We start from the raw sequence: 15,156 nt of genomic DNA on the forward strand, positions 1-15,156 counted from the left end.
CTTAGTTCTTTTTTGCATTTTTAAAAGGTAAACCAAATTCCTTCAATAAAGCATATCCTTCTTCATCTGTCTGTGCAGAAGTTACAAAGGTAATATTCATTCCCAGAATTTTAGTAATACTATCGATATTTATTTCAGGGAAAATGATCTGTTCCTGAACACCGAGTGTATAATTACCTCTTCCGTCGAATTTTTCATCGATACCTTTGAAGTCACGAATACGGGGTAATGCAACGCGTACGAGTCTTTCTAAGAATTCATACATTTTTTCACGACGCAATGTCACCATAACGCCAATCGGCATTTTTTTACGTAACTTGAAGTTCGAAATATCTTTACGCGAAAGAGTAGCAACGGCTTTCTGTCCGGTAATTGCCGACAGTTCGTTGATAGCCGTTTCGATGATCTTCTTGTCGGCTACAGCCTGACCGAGACCCTGATTGATAACGATCTTTTTCAGTACCGGCACCTGCATTACAGAGCTATAGTTAAACTCTTTCATCAAACCGGGGACGATCCTTGTTTTATAATCGTTTTTAAGATTTGCAGTATTGCTCATTACTTAATCTCCTCTCCTGATTTTTTAGAATAACGCACTAAAACACCCGCTTCGTTTCTTTTACGACCGATACGAGTAGCTTTTTTGCTCACCGGATCAAGTAAGTTCAAATTCGAAATGTGAATCGGGGCTTCCATTTTCACTATACCTCCCTGAGGATTCTTGGCATTAGGCTTGGTGCTCTTCGACACCATATTGAGACCTTCTACGATAGCACGGTTGTCTTTCACAAGAACACGCAGCACCCGGCCGGTTTTCCCTTTATCTTCACCGGCATTCACGTATACGGTATCGCCTTTTTTAATGTGTAATTTACTCATTAACTTTCTTTTTTATACTATTAAAGTACTTCAGGTGCTAACGAAACGATTTTCATATTGGTTGCACGCAATTCTCTCGCCACCGGTCCGAAAATACGACTACCTCTGATTTCGCCAGCTCCGTTCAACAATACACACGCATTATCGTCGAAGCGAATATAAGAACCATCCTGACGACGGATCTCTTTCTTGGTACGCACGATAACGGCTTTCGAAACGGCACCTTTTTTGATGTCACTCGAGGGTATCACACTTTTGATAGCTACCACGATCACATCGCCTACCGATGCGTAACGACGGCCTGTACCACCTAAAACGCGGATACAAAGTGCTTCTTTGGCGCCGCTGTTATCAGCGACATTAAGTCTTGACTCTTGTTGTATCATATTACTTAGCTCTTTCGATTATTTCAACTAATCTCCATCTTTTCATTTTGCTCAAAGGACGAGTCTCCATCAACTTCACAGTATCACCAATGTTGCACTCATTCTTTTCATCGTGAGCATGGTATTTTTTCGTTTTATTCACGAATTTACCATATATGGGGTGTTTTTCTTTCCATTTTACAGCAACGGTAATAGTTTTATCCATTTTATTGCTTAAAACGACCCCGATTCTCTCTTTTCTTAAGTTTCTTGTTTCCATCAGGCTCAATTGGTTTATTTGTTAAGTTCTCTTTGGCGCAACTCACCTTTCATGCGCGCAATCATCCTGCGATTATGTTTGATCTGTGCAGGATTATCGAGAGGAGAGATACTATGATTGATCTCCATACGGTTCAACGCTACGGTTTCCGCCTCGATTCTTTCTACCAATTCCTTAGTAGATAACTCTTTTATTTCTGCCTTTTTCATAACTTATTACACATTTTGATTGGCATCGTAGTCACGACGAACGATAAACTTGGTAGTCACAGGAAGTTTCTGGGCGGCCAGACGCAAAGCTTCTTTAGCGATATCGAAGGGAACTCCTTCTACTTCGATCAGAATTCTACCCGGAGTTACTGGAGCCACGAAACCTTCGGGCGAACCTTTACCTTTACCCATACGTACCTCAGCCGGTTTTTTGGTAATAGGCTTATCCGGGAATATTCTTATCCAGATCTGACCCTGACGTTGCATATAACGGGTAACAGCGATACGGGCAGCTTCTATCTGGCGACCGGTTATCCATTTTGTCTGCAAACATTTTATACCAAAAGAACCGAAGGCCAACTGATTACCTCTCTGAGCGTATCCTTTCATACGCCCTTTCTGTTGTCTTCTGAATTTTGTCTTCTTCGGTTGTAACATTTTCTGTTAATTCAATTCGTTAACGATTACTTTTTTGTTTTTTGAAGCCTTTCTTGCTTCCGTTTCCGGCGTTGTTTCCGCCACGAGACTCTTTCGAGTTGGTAAACGAAGGAGCGAGGTCTTTTTTACCGTAAATTTCACCACGGCAAATCCATACCTTAACACCTATCAGTCCGACTTTTGTCAGAGCTTCAACCAAGGCATAATCGATGTCGGCACGTAATGTATGCAGAGGAGTTCTTCCTTCTTTATACATTTCCGAACGAGCCATTTCGGCTCCGTTCAGACGGCCCGAAACCTGCACCTTGATACCTTCGGCACCCATACGCATCGTAGAAGCGATAGCCATCTTTACGGCACGGCGGTATGCGATCTTGCCTTCGATTTGGCGAGCGATATTGCTGGCAACGATCACAGCGTCCAATTCGGGTCTCTTTACTTCATAAATATTGATCTGTACATCTTTATCGGTAATTTTTTTCAGCTCTTCTTTCAGTTTATCAACTTCTTGTCCGCCTTTACCGATAATGATACCCGGACGTGCTGTACACACGGTAATGGTTATCAACTTCAATGTGCGTTCTATCACGATACGTGATACGCTGGCTTTTGCAAGACGGGCATTCAGATATTTACGAATTTTGGTATCTTCTACCAAAGTATCGCCATAATTTTTGCCGCCATACCAGTTAGAATCCCATCCTCTGATGATTCCTAAACGGTTACTTATCGGATTTACTTTCTGTCCCATCCTGCTTAATTTTGGTTATCGTTTTTACTCATTGTGTCAACAAACAAAGTTACATGATTTGAACGCTTACGTATTCTGTAACCTCTTCCTTGAGGAGCCGGACGGAGTCTTTTCAACATAGCTGCCGAATCTACAAAGATTTCGGTAATATAGAGCTCTCCACTCTCGGCCTTGCGTTCGTTCTTCTGTTCCCAGTTGGCAATAGCCGAACGCAATAATTTCTCCAATCTGGCCGAAGCCTCTTTCGAAGAAAATTTAAGTGCACCCAAAGCCTTGAATACCTCCATGCCTCTCACCATATCTGCGACCAGACGCATTTTACGGGGAGAAGTAGGCACGTTGTTCAGTTTGGCGAAGTACGTGGTCTTTAGGGCTTCTTTCCTTTTATTGGCTGATATTTTTTTTCTTGCACCCATTTTTAATTCTGTTTTTTATTTGAAATTCTCAAATTCCCGGATTTCGACCCTTATTTCTTTTTGTTACCACCGTGGCCACGGAAATTACGAGTTGGCGCAAATTCACCTAACTTGTGTCCTACCATGTTTTCGGTAACATACACGGGAATAAATTTATTACCATTGTGAACGGCAAAAGTGTGTCCTACAAAATCGGGAGATATCATAGAAGCTCTCGACCATGTTTTGATTACAGACTTCTTGCCTGACTCTTCCATCGCCGAAACTTTCTTTTCCAGTTTCACACTGATATATGGGCCTTTTTTTAATGAACGACTCATAGTTGCTTAATTAATCAGATTACTTTTTCCTTCTTTCAATAATATACTTTGAAGAATGCTTCTTCGGAGCTCTGGTCTTAAGACCTTTTGCGTATAAGCCCTTACGTGATCTCGGATGTCCTCCTGAAGAACGTCCTTCACCACCACCCATGGGGTGATCGACAGGGTTCATAGATACACCGCGGTTGCGGGGACGACGACCCAGCCAACGCGAACGGCCGGCTTTACCGGAACGTTCCAGAGCGTGGTCAGAATTACCCACACTACCGATAGTAGCTTTACATGCAGCAAGGATCTTTCTTGTCTCACCTGAAGGTAATTTGATAATTGCATACTTTCCTTCTCTCGAAGTCAACTGAGCGAAAACTCCGGCTGAACGAACCAATGCGGCTCCCTGGCCCGGACGCAACTCGATGTTGTGCACCACAGTACCGATAGGTATGTTTTGCAAAGGCAATGCATTTCCCACTTCGGGAGCTGCATTTTCGCCTGATAATACCGTTGCGCCTACCTCGAGGCCGTTGGGTGCAATAATGTAGCGTTTTTCACCATCGGCATAGTAAAGTAATGCGATTCGAGACGAACGATTAGGATCGTACTCGATCGATTTTACTGTTGCCGGTACACCGTCTTTATTTCTCTTGAAATCGATAAGTCTATATCTACGTTTGTGACCGCCTCCGATATAGCGCATCGTCAGATGCCCTTCGTTATTACGGCCACCCGTTTTGATTTTACCTACTACAAGAGACTTTTCTGGCGCACTAGCAGTGATTTTATCAAATGCACCAATAATTTTGTGTCTCTGCCCCGGTGTTGTGGGCTTTAATTTACGTACTGCCATTTCTTAATTAGATATTGCTATAAAAATCAATCGTTTCACCTTCTTTCAATGTAACCAGGGCTTTCTTATACGCTGCCGTTTTTCCTACGATAAGACCGGCTTTGGTATAGCGGCTCTTTCTCTTGCCTTTGTAGTTCATCGTATTCACATCAACTACCGTTACATTATATAAATCTTCTACTGCTTTTTTAATTTGCAGCTTGTTCGCATCCGGACAAACGCGAAAGCCGTAGCGGTTATGCTTATCGGCCATTGCAGTCATCTTTTCTGTAACAATCGGTTTAATAATAATTGCCATTATTTAGCCTCCTTTACATTAAAAATTATTAATAGCGGCCACCGAACTTTCCGTTAACAAAAGACTCTTTGCATCGAGCACTTTGTAAGTATTTAGTTCAGAAACCGTTACAACTTTTGCCTTCTCCAAATTTCGAGCTGACAAATATACGTTTTTATTTTGTTCTGCTAAAACTAAAAGAGACTTTTTATCAGATACTTGCAAGTTTTTTACAAATTCGATATACTCTTTTGTCTTGGGTGCCTCGAAAGCAAAATCTTCTACAACGATGATCGCATTTTCTTTTGCTTTCAGCGCCAAAGCCGATTTACGGGCCAGACTTTTTACTTTCTTGTTCAGTTTAAAGCTGTAATCTCTCGGTTTAGGACCGAAAACGCGGGCTCCACCTACCATTACCGGAGAATTGATATCGCCGCTACGGGCACCACCGGTACCTTTTTGTTTTTTCAACTTACGGGTACTACCCGAGAGTTCGCTTCTTTCTTTCGATTTGTGAGTTCCCTGGCGTTTGTTGGCCATATACTGTTTTACATCCAGATAAATGGCATGCTCATTGGCTTCGACACCAAAAACAGCATCATTCAACGTAACCTTTTTTCCTGTATCCTCACCTTTAATGTTATATACGCTCAGTTCCATTATTTCTCAATTATTACGATTGAACCTTTACTTCCCGGCACCGAACCTTTGATCAACAAAAGATTGTGTTCCGAGATTACTTTTAACACCTGGAGGTTTTGTACAGTTACCCTCTCATTTCCTGTCTGACCGGCCATACGGGTTCCTTTAAACACACGAGCAGGGTACGAACATGCACCCACCGAACCGGGAGCGCGCAAACGGTTATGCTGACCATGAGTCGACTGACCCACACCGCCAAATCCATGACGTTTTACAACACCTTGATAACCTTTACCTTTTGAGGTACCTACTACATCGACGAAATCATTTTCGCCAAACAAATCTACAGAGAGCACGTCTCCTAATTTGTACTCTGTTTCAAAACCTTTGAACTCGGCCAAGTGTCTCTTGGGGGTTACTCCGGCTTTCTTGAAGTGTCCCGCTTCGGGTTTGTTGGTATGTTTTTCCTTTTTATCGACAAAACCTACCTGTACAGCTTCATAGCCATCTGTTTCTACAGTTTTTACCTGAGTAACTACACAAGGACCTACTTCGATAACAGTGCATGGAATATTTTTACCATCGGCACTGAAAACGGATGTCATTCCGATTTTTTTTCCTAATAATCCTGGCATTTCTCTAATTTTTTAAAATCACACTTTAATTTCTACTTCCACACCGCTCGGCAACTCCAGTTTCATCAGAGCATCTACTGTTTTGGCAGTCGAGCTGTAAATGTCGATCAATCTTTTGAATGAAGATAATTCGAACTGTTCTCTTGACTTTTTATTTACGAAAGTCGAACGGTTTACCGTGAAAATACGCTTGTGAGTAGGCAGAGGTATAGGACCGCTGACAACAGCACCACTGGCTTTTACGGTTTTTACAATCTTCTCAGCCGATTTGTCAACCAAGTTGTGATCGTAAGATTTCAGTTTAATTCTAATTTTTTGACTCATTAGTTTTTTGTATTGATTTTGATATTAAAATATATAAAGTAACAGGTTAAGAGTCATTCGCTAACCTGTTACTTATCTTTATCACAATAAATCTACTCTACCTTGTGCTTCGGCAAGTACGTTCTTAGCAATCGAAGAGCTTACCTCGGAATAATGCGAGAAAGTCATCGTCGAAGTAGCACGTCCCGAAGTAATGGTACGTAACGATGTTACATAACCGAACATTTCGGCTAACGGAGCAGTAGCTTTTACGATACGGGCACCTGAACGGCTCGACTCCATACCTTCTACCTGACCGCGACGTTTATTCAAGTCGGATATCACATCACCCATACTTTCTTCAGGGGTCACGACTTCTATCTTCATGATAGGTTCGAGCAATACGGGACCAGCCTTTTCACAAGCTTTCTTGAATGCCTGTATAGCACAGACTTCGAACGAAAGTTGGTCGGAGTCCACTGGGTGGAAAGAACCGTCGATAACGGTAACTTTCAACTGATCGACCGGGAAACCGGCCAATACGCCGTTCTTCATTGCTGTAGTAAAACCTTTTTGGATAGAAGGAATAAATTCGCGAGGAATATTACCACCTTTCACTTCGTCCACAAACTGCAAACCGCCCTCGAAGCCTTCATCAACCGGTTCTACGCGCACGATAATATCAGCAAATTTACCGCGACCACCAGTCTGTTTCTTATAAACTTCACGCAATTCTACCGGTTTGGTAATAGCCTCTTTATAAGATACCTGGGGACGACCCTGGTTACATTCTACTTTAAACTCACGTTTCAGACGGTCGATAATAATTTCAAGGTGAAGCTCACCCATACCGCTGATAACCGTTTGCCCGGTATCTTCGTTTGTTTTAACCGTAAATGTAGGATCCTCTTCAGCAAGCTTCTGCAACCCGAGACCGAGTTTATCCATATCTTTCTGTGTCTTAGGTTCTACAGCAATACCGATTACCGGATCGGGGAAATCCATAGCTTCGAGTACGATCGGAGCATCTTCTGCACAAAGAGTATCTCCGGTACGGATATCTTTAAAACCTACTCCGGCGCCAATATCGCCACAACCGATTACCTCTTTCGGGTTCTGTTTATTAGAATGCATTTGGAACAAACGAGATACACGTTCTTTTTTGCCCGAACGAGTATTCAAGACATAAGATCCGGCAACAACTTCACCCGAATATACACGGAAGAAACAAAGACGTCCCACATAAGGATCGACCGCAATCTTAAAGGCCAATGCCGACATGGGTTCATCTGATGACGGCTTTCTCTCGATTTCTTTATCGGGGAAATCGGGGTGATGACCTACCACAGCCGGAGTATCTACCGGGCTAGGAAGATAAGCACATACCGCATTCAAAAGCGTCTGTACTCCTTTATTTTTAAACGAAGAGCCACAGGTCATCGGCACGATCTGCATCGCCAACGCGCCTTTGCGAATTGCCGTTCTGATTTCATCCTCTGTAATCGTCGAAGGATCATCGAAGTATTTTTCCATCAGATCGTCATCACATTCCGCAATTTTTTCGAGCATTTTATCACGCCATTCCTGAGCCTCTTCCAGTAAACTTGCAGGTATTTCTTCTACAGAGAAATCAGCCCCCATAGTTTCATCGTGCCAGTAAATGGCTTTCATCGTAACCAGGTCGACAACTCCTTTAAATGTTTCTTCTGCACCGATGGGGATCTGAATCGGACACGGGTTAGCGCCCAAAACATCTTTTAACTGACGCACAACTTCAAAAAAATTGGCGCCAGAACGGTCCATCTTGTTTACATACCCAATACGGGGTACATTATATTTATCAGCCTGACGCCAAACCGTCTCAGACTGAGGCTCAACACCACCTACAGCACAAAAAGTAGCCACAGCACCATCAAGGACACGCAACGAACGTTCTACCTCAGCAGTAAAATCGACGTGCCCCGGAGTATCAATCAGGTTGATTTTATATTTTTTATCCGCATAATTCCACCATGTAGTCGTAGCAGCAGAGGTAATCGTGATACCACGTTCCTGCTCTTGCTCCATCCAGTCCATGGTAGCGGCACCGTCGTGCACCTCACCGATTTTGTGAGTGAGTCCGGTGTAAAAAAGGATACGCTCAGACGTTGTCGTCTTACCCGCATCAATGTGGGCCATAATACCGATATTTCTGGTATATTTCAATAAATCATCCGATTTTGCCATCGTTGTATTCCTTTGTTTTTAATTTCAATTAAAATCTGAAATGAGCGAATGCACGGTTAGCCTCAGCCATTTTGTGCATATCTTCTTTGCGTTTGAAAGCTCCGCCTTGTTCGTTAAAAGCATCGATAATCTCGGCAGCCAATTTATCGGCCATCGTTTTACCCCCTCTTTTACGAGCATAAGATATTAAATTTTTCATTGAGATCGACTCTTTTCGGTCGGGACGGATTTCGGTAGGAACCTGGAAAGTAGCGCCACCCACGCGGCGAGACTTCACCTCTACTTGAGGAGTAATATTTTCCAATGCTTTTTTCCAGATTTCGAGAGAAGATTTTTCTTCGTTCGACATCTTTGCCTTCACGGTTTCCAAAGCACTGTAGAAAATTGTATAGGCAACATTCTTTTTGCCGTCATACATTAAATGGTTAACAAACTTCGTAACCTTTACATCACTGAAGACAGGATCAGGAAGTACGATCCTTTTCTTTGGTTTTGCTTTTCTCATTTTTTTTACAAAATTGTCGTTCTTGTTTTTGGTTGCTTATCACATCTTCAACAAAACCCGCCGGTTCTGTTTACTCAACCTAATCAGCCTATCCAATAAACTCAAACTAGCGTTTTACACTAATTTTAATTTTTAAATTTCTAAAGGATGCGATTTATTTCTTTCCCTTTGCTGCGGGAGCCGCACCTGCTTTAGGTCTTTTTGCGCCGTATTTAGAGCGACGTTGCGTACGACCGTTTACACCGGCAGTATCCAATGTACCGCGTACGATGTGGTAACGCACACCGGGAAGATCTTTCACACGACCACCACGTACCAATACGATAGAGTGTTCTTGTAAGTTATGACCTTCTCCCGGAATATAAGAGTTCACCTCTTTTCCGTTTGTCAAACGCACCCTTGCTACTTTACGCATTGCAGAGTTAGGTTTTTTAGGAGTAGTAGTATATACTCTCACACATACACCCCGTCTTTGCGGACATGAATCCAGTGCAGGAGATTTACTCTTGTCTTCCAAAACAACCCGTCCTTTTCTTACTAATTGCTGAATTGTAGGCATTTCTTAGAACTTTTTTAATCTTTTAAATTATAAACTTGTCTTTTTTCTATTACTACGTAAAGACGTCAAAAATGACTATTATCCCCACATAATCAACCGATTAAGAGAAGATATCAGCCTTCTTCAGCGTCAAAAACGTTGCAAAGATAATCACTAAATCATTAGTAACCAAATGAAATACAAACATTTTACCGTATTATCACATTTATTTTTCGAGAAGTGGGTAATTTTACAATTTATCAATATTAAAGAAGTGGGAACGTAGCTCTTTTCAGATTTCACGCTCCCACATCTCCTTTAAATCAAACTAAACAACAACACAACACGTGTATCTCATAAACCAAACCTAAAAACCAAATACACGTTTTCCGGTACATATCATCACAATATCTTCCTACGGAATTTATTTTATAAACAAAAAACATGTACATTTGTTCAGACCATCCGTATTATTTATGAAAATCTCAGGAAATATACAACAGTGGACACATATCTACGCTCTGTTAAAAATACTGGGGACTGGAAATGTCGAATTCGGCGATAACCCCGATATCTGTTCCTCCCAAACAAAATTGCCTGTTTCATTTGTTACTCGGGAAGATGTGACCGGAACGGTTATTTACAGGATCACCCCCGAAAAAATTATCGTACGTTTAGGAGAAAAACAATGGGAAATATCCAGAAGCGACTGCCTGAATACAGCAAATGATATTTTCAGACAACTAAGCCGATTATCCGAAACCGAATCGACCATCGACCTCCCTGAACTTTTTTCCATTACCGACGCCGAACCGGCATCTTACGATAAAAGTGATTTCTCACTTACATTTTTCGATCCCGACAGCGGGTTTTCTCGTATCGCGGCCGTCTCATTAAAGCCTCTATTTCCGTGTTTTCCTCTGCTGAAAGCAAACCGGGCGTCAAATCTCAAATACGATATTCTGAATATAAAATTGTCTAACCCCGAAGCAAATAAAATTAACCGTATAGAGGGAAAACCGGCTATATACAGCCGCCTCGATGAAATTTCGAGATTAGGAGGTAAACTAAAATATACTTCTGCAGAAAACAAAATTTTCCTCGATAACCTATCGATGATCGATCTGCACTTTCCCCGTTTATTGGCAGGAATCGTACATACGTTCTATACTACCGGTATTTCTTCCATCGCAACACTTACCGAAGAAATGAAGAAGTCCAATCCTTATAAAATCAGAGAGGAACTGATCTTAAAAAATAATTTCTATGAATATAAAATAAAGCAATTTCTTTTTTCACTTGCTTCAGGAATGCGGCCAGCCAAAATATACCGCGGTTACAGCACAGTCCCCGCTTTTCTTTTTATTACACCTCAGGGTAACCTCTCGCTATTCAGCCCACACAACCGCAAAATTTTCGACGAAATGCTTTACCGCAACACAATCTTATCTGCTGCCGGTGAAGACGACTATAAATTCGGATATATCGAAAAAGAAAACGGCCAATGGCTAATCAAATTGAATACCGAAATATTGTTTACTTCAACACCACACTAATTATGTTACTCCCATATATCGATAAAAACCGAGTTGAAGCAGGATGTGATGAAGCAGGAAGAGGATGCTTGGCCGGAGCCGTATTTGCTGCCGCCGTCATACTTCCTATCGATTTTGTCTGCGAAGAACTCAACGATTCTAAAAAACTTACCGAAAAACAGAGATATGCCCTACGTCCTCTCATCGAAAAAGAAGCTCTCGCATGGGCCGTAGGAAGTGTTTCTCCAGCCGAAATCGATAAAATAAATATTCTCAACGCATCTTTTCTGGCGATGCATCGAGCGATCGAACAATTAAAGATATTCCCCAGCCATCTGCTTATCGACGGCAATCGGTTTAAACCCTATCCCGGAATCGACCATACCTGCGTAATAAAAGGAGACGGCAAATATCTTTCGATTGCAGCAGCGTCGGTACTGGCAAAAACGTACAGAGACGATTATATGATAAAACTCCATAACGAATACCCGGCATATAAATGGGATAAAAATAAAGGCTATCCCACCAAAGCACATAGAGCGGCAATAAACCGTTATGGAACTACCCCTTATCACCGAATGACTTTTCAGCTGTTAGAACGACAATTAGAGTTATTCTGAGCTGATAAAAAAGAAGGAATATAATCCATATACCCCCTCTTTTTTATTTTTACTTAACAACCTCAACCAGATTTTCCTGAGACGGGTACATCCGGAACCCAGTAACATCTCTGAGAATAATCTGACCGTTTCGTTTATCACGAGGCAACTTTATTTTCTCCATATCGAGCCCATCAACATCATCAAAAACAAATGCTGGTCTGAAATCGGTATCATCTAAACGAAGAGAAATGTTTTTCATATCGATTCCTTTGACATGACGCACATAAAACCCCCACGCAGGCAATTCTCCGAACATCGAAAATTCCGGATAATTTTTAATTTTCTCCGGTAATTTACCTAATCGGCTAAGTGAAAAATAACCATCGCCCTTCGATGCCCTTCCAGGATAAGTAATCTCTATATTCTCCAATACGACATTCTCGACATAATAACCGGGAATACCGGTTACTGAAGACGGAAAGGGATTATGATACGCCGGTTCTTCGGCACGCAGATTATAATTAATATCGGGTCGCCCGAATGGGATTTTCACCCGCATATCACTTATATGTACATTTTTTACACTTCCAGGAGTATTTCCGGCACGGTGTCCCAACCGTATAAATATCGCATTACCCGTATTTTTTGCATCGATACCCGAAACTTTAATATTCTCGATTACACCTCCATCGACCGATTCAATAGCGATTGCCGAACGATATGTATCGTAAACCTTAATATTTTCTATCGTAATATTCTTAAATCCTCCATATGACGCCGTACCGAATTTTATTGCACTTGCCCCGGAACGAACCGTACAATCGGCGATATAAACCGAATCATTAGAATATCCGGGATAATAGGATTTCAAACAAATCCCGTCATCGGCCGAACTTACATCACAATTCGTAATTCTTACATTCCGGCAATCGGTAATATCCATCCCGTCATTATTCCAATAAGCTCTCATGCGAACGGTTATTTCATCCAAAACCAATCGTTCGCATAACTCAATCGAAATCCCCCAACACGAAGAGTTCTTAAAAGTAGCCTGTGTAAGACTTACATTTTTGCAACAGGAAAACCGGATGAGCTTCGGCCTGTATTTTTCATTAGTACGAGTCCAGTACCGTGGATCAACCACCACTCCGGCATGATGCAAACTATCTACACTCATCGCCAGATCAAGCCCCTGCCCGTCGATTTCCCCCTTTCCTGTAATAGAAATATTATCGGCCCGGTAAGCGATTACCAAAGCCAATTGTGAATTATCATCTTTCTTAGGAGTTTCCGGTCTCCCCTTCATATCGGGACTCCTGTAATGAAAAGGATTAGTGCTCCCCAATAATACTCCGTTCTTTTGTAAATAGAGTTCCACATTGCTTTTCATCTCGACTGTTCCTGTCAGAAATCTACCTTCCGGAATAATAACTTGCCCGCCACCGTCTTTACTGGCCATATCGATTACATTCTGTATAACCTCGGTATTCATGGTCTTACCATCACCTATAGCACCGTAATTTTCAATATTGTAAACTTTTCCTATTTGGGCAAAAGAATTACTATATACTCCCAATGTTACAAGAACAATCATCAGCAGCATACGTATATTTTTTATTATCCGCATCATAACGACTATTTTTTAAATTCTGCACTCAAAAATAACATTATACAAAAAATTCTCTACAGAAACAACTCAACGGTAAACGCGAACATCGTCTGTAGAGAATTTGAATATTAGATTGTTATAAAAAATCATTCTGTTATACCGAAGCAATCGGAATATGATCTTCTCGGTATCCGATTACCGTGCCACTCTTTCGAGCCATCTAACCATCGACAACATAACGACCATCGACGCGCCCGTAGCACCCACAAATACCAGCCAGCATGCCCAAATGGGGACTGTCGTATATAAAATACCTCCAATAAACAGTAATGCATTCCCAACAGCAGTCGCCGCCAGCCAACATCCCTGCATTAGCCCCTGCAAATGAGGAGGCGCAACTTTCGAAACAAAAGATAATCCTAACGGGGAAATAAATAATTCGGCTACAGTCAATATAAAATACAAGCCGATCATTACCCAGGGAGTCACACGTATACTATTTATTTCCGCAGCCGTCATAGTGCTTAAAACGTCTTTTGCGGGCAATGTAAAAGAGAATATCATAAGGAAAACATAAGCCAGCGAAGCAATTCCCATACCGATTGCAATTTTCATCGGAGTAGAAGGCTCTTTTCCCCGGGCCTTCAAAGATCCGAAAAACCACATGACAAGGGGAGTAAGTACTACAACAAAGAAAGGATTTACACTCTGGAAAATTTCAGCTCCTTTTATTTGAGTAAACCCTAAATCGATATTTATGACACTCAAATCGACATAATCCCGAGCGAAATAAGTCAATGAATAACCATTCTGATGGAAAGAAAGCCAGAAAAAGATTACGACACCGAAAACAGCGAACAAGGCATAAATACGTTGTTTGATTTCAGTGGCACTCATCCTTATCTCTTCTTTACTCAACGTTGTGCTACCCGCACTGTCTGCGGTCTTCTTAGACGGATCGGGGAAAATTTTTCTATTAGCCAAATAAATAACCAAAGAAATAATCATAGCACCTATAGCCGCCATAAAAGCATACTGGAATCCTCGGCTGAAAACATCCAAATAACTGTTTACAAAAGCTCCCAAATCGGTTACCTTAGTCCCGTCCAGACAAACACTATTGGCTAAAGTTGTCAGATTATCCATCGCTTGTGCGGGCATTTGACTTCCTTTATCGAGATACTGATGACACAATTCAGGCAACGAAGCGTCATAATCAAAATGATTCACTTTCAGCCACCAGTTTCTTACTCCGATTGCAATCCAGGGAGCAAAAAAACCGCCTATATTTATAAACATATAAAAAATCTGAAATCCCGAATCCCGTAGATTCGAATATTTGGGATTATCATACATCTGCCCCACAAGTGCTTGCAAATTACCTTTGAACAAGCCATTACCGAATGCGATAACTAAAAGACCGATGCAGGTCAAAGACAAATACAAAGCCATGCTGGGAACAGGGGTCGGAGTAGGAATGGCAATGATCAGATAACCGACCGACATCAATATCAGTCCCCAAAAAATCGTTCCTTTAAAATTTTTTGTTTTATCCGCAATAACACCTCCCGCCAAAGCAAGGATATATATAGACGCATAAAATGCAGAATAAATATATCCGGTAGTCGTTTCAGACAAACCGAATTTCGCAGAAATAAACAGAGTAAGGATGGCCATCATGATATAGAACCCGAAACGCTCTCCCATATTAGCCAAAGCCGCTGCAAGTAATCCTTTTGGATGCTTTTTAAACATAATGTTGGTTTTTAAGGTTTTGTTATG

At 41.6% G+C, this 15,156-nt stretch carries 21 protein-coding genes; 2 read left to right on the forward strand and 19 right to left on the reverse strand.

What is annotated here, in order from left to right; translation table 11 throughout:
• Window position 1: 1 nt before the first annotated feature.
• The 17 genes from rplE to rpsL all read right to left on the reverse strand — a co-directional run bounded on the left by rplE (window position 2) and on the right by rpsL (window position 9,649).
• Complete coding sequence (rplE, locus tag NMU02_RS09820; RefSeq protein ID WP_255027687.1) at window positions 2–559, reverse strand: 50S ribosomal protein L5; 558 nt, start codon at window positions 557–559, stop codon at window positions 2–4.
• Window positions 559–879, reverse strand: a complete 321-nt coding sequence (gene rplX / locus NMU02_RS09825) for a 50S ribosomal protein L24 (RefSeq protein ID WP_255027688.1) — start codon at window positions 877–879, stop codon at window positions 559–561. Before rplX ends, rplE begins: the two co-directional genes overlap by 1 nt.
• 20 nt (window positions 880–899) lie before the next feature.
• On the reverse strand, window positions 900–1,265 hold the full coding sequence (gene rplN, locus NMU02_RS09830; RefSeq protein WP_255027689.1) for a 50S ribosomal protein L14: 366 nt from the start codon (window positions 1,263–1,265) through the stop codon (window positions 900–902).
• 1 nt (window position 1,266) lies between these two features.
• The gene (rpsQ, locus tag NMU02_RS09835) at window positions 1,267–1,524 is read right to left on the reverse strand and encodes a 30S ribosomal protein S17 (RefSeq protein WP_255027690.1); all 258 of its coding nucleotides are present in this window, start codon (window positions 1,522–1,524) and stop codon (window positions 1,267–1,269) included.
• 14 nt (window positions 1,525–1,538) lie between these two features.
• Window positions 1,539–1,733, reverse strand: coding sequence for a 50S ribosomal protein L29 (gene rpmC / locus NMU02_RS09840; protein ID WP_255027691.1), 195 nt, complete (start codon window positions 1,731–1,733; stop codon window positions 1,539–1,541).
• Window positions 1,734–1,739: 6 nt separating this feature from the next.
• The gene (gene rplP / locus NMU02_RS09845; protein ID WP_255027692.1) at window positions 1,740–2,171 is read right to left on the reverse strand and encodes a 50S ribosomal protein L16; all 432 of its coding nucleotides are present in this window, start codon (window positions 2,169–2,171) and stop codon (window positions 1,740–1,742) included.
• A gap of 19 nt (window positions 2,172–2,190) precedes the next feature.
• Window positions 2,191–2,922, reverse strand: coding sequence for a 30S ribosomal protein S3 (rpsC, locus tag NMU02_RS09850; RefSeq protein WP_255027693.1), 732 nt, complete (start codon window positions 2,920–2,922; stop codon window positions 2,191–2,193).
• A gap of 5 nt (window positions 2,923–2,927) precedes the next feature.
• On the reverse strand, window positions 2,928–3,338 hold the full coding sequence (gene rplV / locus NMU02_RS09855; protein WP_255027695.1) for a 50S ribosomal protein L22: 411 nt from the start codon (window positions 3,336–3,338) through the stop codon (window positions 2,928–2,930).
• Window positions 3,339–3,388: 50 nt separating this feature from the next.
• The gene (rpsS, locus tag NMU02_RS09860; protein WP_009318503.1) at window positions 3,389–3,658 is read right to left on the reverse strand and encodes a 30S ribosomal protein S19; all 270 of its coding nucleotides are present in this window, start codon (window positions 3,656–3,658) and stop codon (window positions 3,389–3,391) included.
• Window positions 3,659–3,677: 19 nt separating this feature from the next.
• Window positions 3,678–4,502, reverse strand: coding sequence for a 50S ribosomal protein L2 (gene rplB / locus NMU02_RS09865; protein WP_255027698.1), 825 nt, complete (start codon window positions 4,500–4,502; stop codon window positions 3,678–3,680).
• A gap of 7 nt (window positions 4,503–4,509) precedes the next feature.
• Window positions 4,510–4,800, reverse strand: coding sequence for a 50S ribosomal protein L23 (gene rplW, locus NMU02_RS09870; RefSeq protein WP_255027699.1), 291 nt, complete (start codon window positions 4,798–4,800; stop codon window positions 4,510–4,512).
• Between the two features lie 18 nt (window positions 4,801–4,818).
• A complete protein-coding gene (gene rplD / locus NMU02_RS09875; RefSeq protein WP_255027700.1) occupies window positions 4,819–5,439 on the reverse strand; it encodes a 50S ribosomal protein L4 in 621 nt (206 codons plus the stop codon).
• Window positions 5,439–6,056, reverse strand: a complete 618-nt coding sequence (rplC, locus tag NMU02_RS09880; protein ID WP_255027701.1) for a 50S ribosomal protein L3 — start codon at window positions 6,054–6,056, stop codon at window positions 5,439–5,441. Before rplC ends, rplD begins: the two co-directional genes overlap by 1 nt.
• 18 nt (window positions 6,057–6,074) lie before the next feature.
• Window positions 6,075–6,380, reverse strand: coding sequence for a 30S ribosomal protein S10 (gene rpsJ, locus NMU02_RS09885; protein ID WP_022082497.1), 306 nt, complete (start codon window positions 6,378–6,380; stop codon window positions 6,075–6,077).
• 81 nt (window positions 6,381–6,461) lie between these two features.
• Window positions 6,462–8,585, reverse strand: a complete 2,124-nt coding sequence (gene fusA / locus NMU02_RS09890; RefSeq protein WP_255027702.1) for an elongation factor G — start codon at window positions 8,583–8,585, stop codon at window positions 6,462–6,464.
• A gap of 28 nt (window positions 8,586–8,613) precedes the next feature.
• Entirely contained in the window at window positions 8,614–9,090 is a 477-nt protein-coding gene (rpsG, locus tag NMU02_RS09895; RefSeq protein WP_255027703.1) for a 30S ribosomal protein S7, read from the reverse strand.
• 154 nt (window positions 9,091–9,244) lie between these two features.
• The gene (rpsL, locus tag NMU02_RS09900; protein ID WP_021929247.1) at window positions 9,245–9,649 is read right to left on the reverse strand and encodes a 30S ribosomal protein S12; all 405 of its coding nucleotides are present in this window, start codon (window positions 9,647–9,649) and stop codon (window positions 9,245–9,247) included.
• Window positions 9,650–10,104: 455 nt separating this feature from the next.
• Between rpsL and NMU02_RS09905 the strand changes: the two genes are divergently transcribed.
• On the forward strand, window positions 10,105–11,184 hold the full coding sequence (locus NMU02_RS09905; RefSeq protein ID WP_255027704.1) for an HpaII family restriction endonuclease: 1,080 nt from the start codon (window positions 10,105–10,107) through the stop codon (window positions 11,182–11,184).
• A gap of 2 nt (window positions 11,185–11,186) precedes the next feature.
• Entirely contained in the window at window positions 11,187–11,783 is a 597-nt protein-coding gene (gene rnhB / locus NMU02_RS09910) for a ribonuclease HII (RefSeq protein WP_255027773.1), read from the forward strand.
• Between the two features lie 49 nt (window positions 11,784–11,832).
• On the opposite strand, the gene NMU02_RS09915 is transcribed toward rnhB, so the two are convergent.
• Together NMU02_RS09915 and NMU02_RS09920 are read right to left on the reverse strand one after the other, a co-directional pair.
• Window positions 11,833–13,395: a glycoside hydrolase family 28 protein gene (locus NMU02_RS09915; RefSeq protein ID WP_255027705.1), complete on the reverse strand. Its 1,563-nt coding sequence runs from the start codon at window positions 13,393–13,395 to the stop codon at window positions 11,833–11,835.
• A gap of 174 nt (window positions 13,396–13,569) precedes the next feature.
• Window positions 13,570–15,129, reverse strand: coding sequence for a peptide MFS transporter (locus NMU02_RS09920; protein ID WP_255027707.1), 1,560 nt, complete (start codon window positions 15,127–15,129; stop codon window positions 13,570–13,572).
• Window positions 15,130–15,156: the final 27 nt, after the last annotated feature.

It is taken from the genome of Coprobacter tertius, assembly GCF_024330105.1.
Classification (GTDB): Bacteria; Bacteroidota; Bacteroidia; order Bacteroidales; family Coprobacteraceae; genus Coprobacter; species Coprobacter tertius.

Excerpts from the sequence above, each read along its gene's own strand:
- rpsQ (WP_255027690.1), bottom strand. The coding sequence starts at position 1,524 with ATGGAAACAAGAAACTTAAGAAAAGAGAGAATCGGGGTCGTTTTAAGC.
- rnhB (WP_255027773.1), top strand. The coding sequence starts at position 11,187 with ATGTTACTCCCATATATCGATAAAAACCGAGTTGAAGCAGGATGTGAT.
- rpmC (WP_255027691.1), bottom strand. The coding sequence starts at position 1,733 with ATGAAAAAGGCAGAAATAAAAGAGTTATCTACTAAGGAATTGGTAGAA.
- rplB (WP_255027698.1), bottom strand. The coding sequence starts at position 4,502 with ATGGCAGTACGTAAATTAAAGCCCACAACACCGGGGCAGAGACACAAA.
- fusA (WP_255027702.1), bottom strand. The coding sequence starts at position 8,585 with ATGGCAAAATCGGATGATTTATTGAAATATACCAGAAATATCGGTATT.
- rpsS (WP_009318503.1), bottom strand. The coding sequence starts at position 3,658 with ATGAGTCGTTCATTAAAAAAAGGCCCATATATCAGTGTGAAACTGGAA.
- rpsL (WP_021929247.1), bottom strand. The coding sequence starts at position 9,649 with ATGCCTACAATTCAGCAATTAGTAAGAAAAGGACGGGTTGTTTTGGAA.
- NMU02_RS09920 (WP_255027707.1), bottom strand. The coding sequence starts at position 15,129 with ATGTTTAAAAAGCATCCAAAAGGATTACTTGCAGCGGCTTTGGCTAAT.
- rpsG (WP_255027703.1), bottom strand. The coding sequence starts at position 9,090 with ATGAGAAAAGCAAAACCAAAGAAAAGGATCGTACTTCCTGATCCTGTC.
- rplD (WP_255027700.1), bottom strand. The coding sequence starts at position 5,439 with ATGGAACTGAGCGTATATAACATTAAAGGTGAGGATACAGGAAAAAAG.
- rplV (WP_255027695.1), bottom strand. The coding sequence starts at position 3,338 with ATGGGTGCAAGAAAAAAAATATCAGCCAATAAAAGGAAAGAAGCCCTA.
- rplP (WP_255027692.1), bottom strand. The coding sequence starts at position 2,171 with ATGTTACAACCGAAGAAGACAAAATTCAGAAGACAACAGAAAGGGCGT.
- rplW (WP_255027699.1), bottom strand. The coding sequence starts at position 4,800 with ATGGCAATTATTATTAAACCGATTGTTACAGAAAAGATGACTGCAATG.
- rplE (WP_255027687.1), bottom strand. The coding sequence starts at position 559 with ATGAGCAATACTGCAAATCTTAAAAACGATTATAAAACAAGGATCGTC.
- NMU02_RS09915 (WP_255027705.1), bottom strand. The coding sequence starts at position 13,395 with ATGATGCGGATAATAAAAAATATACGTATGCTGCTGATGATTGTTCTT.
- rplN (WP_255027689.1), bottom strand. The coding sequence starts at position 1,265 with ATGATACAACAAGAGTCAAGACTTAATGTCGCTGATAACAGCGGCGCC.
- rpsJ (WP_022082497.1), bottom strand. The coding sequence starts at position 6,380 with ATGAGTCAAAAAATTAGAATTAAACTGAAATCTTACGATCACAACTTG.
- rpsC (WP_255027693.1), bottom strand. The coding sequence starts at position 2,922 with ATGGGACAGAAAGTAAATCCGATAAGTAACCGTTTAGGAATCATCAGA.
- rplX (WP_255027688.1), bottom strand. The coding sequence starts at position 879 with ATGAGTAAATTACACATTAAAAAAGGCGATACCGTATACGTGAATGCC.
- rplC (WP_255027701.1), bottom strand. The coding sequence starts at position 6,056 with ATGCCAGGATTATTAGGAAAAAAAATCGGAATGACATCCGTTTTCAGT.
- NMU02_RS09905 (WP_255027704.1), top strand. The coding sequence starts at position 10,105 with ATGAAAATCTCAGGAAATATACAACAGTGGACACATATCTACGCTCTG.